This is a genomic window from Qipengyuania polymorpha (assembly GCF_019711435.1).
Lineage (GTDB): Bacteria > Pseudomonadota > Alphaproteobacteria > Sphingomonadales > Sphingomonadaceae > Qipengyuania > Qipengyuania polymorpha.
On record NZ_JAIGNK010000008.1, the window covers coordinates 2501 to 5623 of the forward strand.

Sequence of the window (3123 nt, forward strand, 5' to 3'; positions counted from 1 at the left end):
TTTCACTCCCCTAATCGGGGTGCTTTTCACCTTTCCCTCACGGTACTGTGTTCGCTATCGGTCATGTGCGAGTATTTAGGCTTGGAGGGTGGTCCCCCCATGTTCAGACAGGATTTCACGTGTCCCGCCCTACTCGAATCTTCTTCGCTCACTTTCGCATACGGGGCTGTCACCCACTATGGCCACTCTTTCCAAAGTGTTTTGCTAATTAACGAAGAAGCATTGGCCTGGTCCCGGTTCGCTCGCCACTACTACGGGAATCTCTGTTGATGTCTTTTCCTCCGGGTACTGAGATGTTTCAGTTCCCCGGGTTCGCTTCACCAAACCTATGTATTCAGTCTGGTGATACCCTATCCACCTCTTTCCGAACGAGCCGAAGCTCAATCGAAAGGAAATGGTGAGGGTGGGTTTCCCCATTCGGAAATCGCCGGATCAAAGATTGCTCACATCTCCCCGACGCTTATCGCAGCGTGCCACGTCCTTCATCGCCTGCACATGCCAAGGCATCCACCAAATGCTCTTACCTCACGCTTGAGAATCCACACCATCAACGACAAGCCTGCATAAAAGCTGCGTTGGGATAGGTGCGGAGGAATATCTCAGCCAGATAATCGTTTGATTGATCTTGTTGTGATGCATAGCTCGCGCAAGTTCGCCCTAAGGCAAACCACACAATCCATGCGCCACGGCATCGATTTAAAAACCCATTCACAATGTCAAAGAGCGGCAGTCGAAACTGCCTAACCGCGCAAATCGCGGTATCTGTTTTCGTTTCATACAATCGGATTTTGATGTCACATCCAGTTACCTGGTGGAGCCTATCGGGATCGAACCGATGACCCCCTGCTTGCAAAGCAGGTGCTCTCCCAGCTGAGCTAAGGCCCCGTAAGACCAGGCAAATGGTAGGCCCGAGTGGATTTGAACCACCGACCTCACCCTTATCAGGGGTGCGCTCTAACCAACTGAGCTACGGGCCTATGCGCCAGCGCAGGCCTCCCTCTTTAACAAGGGCTGCCGCAGGCGGCATGAGCCAGCTCAGGCAAACAGCATCTCACAAGGCTAACCCTGCGAGGCTGTATCCGATTGATGAAAGGACATGAGGACGACGGCAATGTTCTTTGAAAAGTCGCGAAGCATTCCAGCAGCAAGTGCCGGCGCTTTCGTGACAATCCTTAGAAAGGAGGTGATCCAGCCGCAGGTTCCCCTACGGCTACCTTGTTACGACTTCACCCCAGTCGCTGAACCCACCGTGGTTGGCTGCCTCCAGTAAACTGGTTAGCGCACCACCTTCGGGTGAATCCAACTCCCATGGTGTGACGGGCGGTGTGTACAAGGCCTGGGAACGTATTCACCGCGGCATGCTGATCCGCGATTACTAGCGATTCCGCCTTCATGCTCTCGAGTTGCAGAGAACAATCCGAACTGAGATATCTTTTGGAGATTAGCTAACCCTCGCGGGATCGCTGCTCACTGTAGATACCATTGTAGCACGTGTGTAGCCCAGCCTGTAAGGGCCATGAGGACTTGACGTCATCCCCACCTTCCTCCGGCTTATCACCGGCAGTTTCCTTAAAGTGCCCAACTAAATGATGGCAACTAAGGATGAGGGTTGCGCTCGTTGCGGGACTTAACCCAACATCTCACGACACGAGCTGACGACAGCCATGCAGCACCTGTCACTAGGTCCCCGAAGGGAAGAGATCTGTCTCCAGAAATCGTCCTAGGATGTCAAAGGCTGGTAAGGTTCTGCGCGTTGCTTCGAATTAAACCACATGCTCCACCGCTTGTGCAGGCCCCCGTCAATTCCTTTGAGTTTTAATCTTGCGACCGTACTCCCCAGGCGGATAACTTAATGCGTTAGCTGCGCCACCCAAGCTCCATGAGCCCGGACAGCTAGTTATCATCGTTTACGGCGTGGACTACCAGGGTATCTAATCCTGTTTGCTCCCCACGCTTTCGCACCTCAGCGTCAATAACTGTCCAGTGAGTCGCCTTCGCCACTGGTGTTCTTCCGAATATCTACGAATTTCACCTCTACACTCGGAATTCCACTCACCTCTCCAGTATTCTAGCCATCCAGTTTCAAGGGCAGTTCCGGGGTTGAGCCCCGGGATTTCACCCCTGACTTGAAAAGCCGCCTACGCGCGCTTTACGCCCAGTAATTCCGAACAACGCTAGCTCCCTCCGTATTACCGCGGCTGCTGGCACGGAGTTAGCCGGAGCTTATTCTCCAGGTACTGTCATTATCATCCCTGGTAAAAGAGCTTTACAACCCTAAGGCCTTCATCACTCACGCGGCATTGCTGGATCAGGCTTTCGCCCATTGTCCAATATTCCCCACTGCTGCCTCCCGTAGGAGTCTGGGCCGTGTCTCAGTCCCAGTGTGGCTGATCATCCTCTCAGACCAGCTATAGATCGTCGACTTGGTAGGCCATTACCCCACCAACTATCTAATCTAACGCGGGCCCATCTAAAGGCGATAAATCTTTGGTCCGAAGACATCATCCGGTATTAGCTCAAATTTCTCTGAGTTATTCCGAACCTAAAGGCAGGTTCCCACGCGTTACGCACCCGTGCGCCACTAACCCCGAAGGGTTCGTTCGACTTGCATGTGTTAGGCATGCCGCCAGCGTTCGTTCTGAGCCAGGATCAAACTCTCAAGTTTGTGAAACTAACCAATCAAGCACGGGGTAAAACCCCGCCAGCCCGACTAGCCAGAGTATCAAGGAGCCGATACCTGCACTGTCAAACGTAATGGATACGAATGAACATGCATCATCACATCCAGACTGTGGAGCCTGGAAGGATGTGGCAATCGGCTTGTTTTAACCGGTATCCGGAGCCTTGAGGTCCCCGGACCGGGCGCCGTCGCCCACATGTCCCTTCATCAAAAACCAACAATGTCAAAGAGCCGCCGAGACAGAACTAGCGGACAACCAATGTGCCCCGATCTAAACCGGGGGAGCGGCTGTCCGTATCTATATGGCGACCAACCCAGCGTCCGGTAGAACCCGTCAGCGCCGCGTCGGTGAGGGCCATCTAGGGGGCCGCCCCGATTCCGTCAATGCCTTTTTGTAGGATTATTTCACATTCACGAAATCTGACGGATTTCCGCGGGGTTGG

General features: G+C 53.5%; 2 tRNA genes and 2 rRNA genes (1 of these 4 running past the window's edge). All 4 read right to left on the minus strand.

The window, feature by feature from the left end:
• Nucleotides 1-534, minus strand: a 23S ribosomal RNA gene (locus K3152_RS14040) (it extends 2258 nt beyond the left edge of the window).
• A gap of 275 nt (nt 535-809) precedes the next feature.
• A tRNA-Ala gene (locus K3152_RS14045) sits at nt 810-885 on the minus strand.
• 15 nt (nt 886-900) lie between these two features.
• Nucleotides 901-977, minus strand: a tRNA-Ile gene (locus tag K3152_RS14050).
• Nucleotides 978-1176: 199 nt separating this feature from the next.
• Nucleotides 1177-2665, minus strand: a 16S ribosomal RNA gene (locus tag K3152_RS14055).
• The 16S and 23S rRNA genes sit together here with 2 tRNA genes alongside, the layout of an rRNA operon.
• Between the last annotated feature and the right edge of the window lie 458 nt (nt 2666-3123).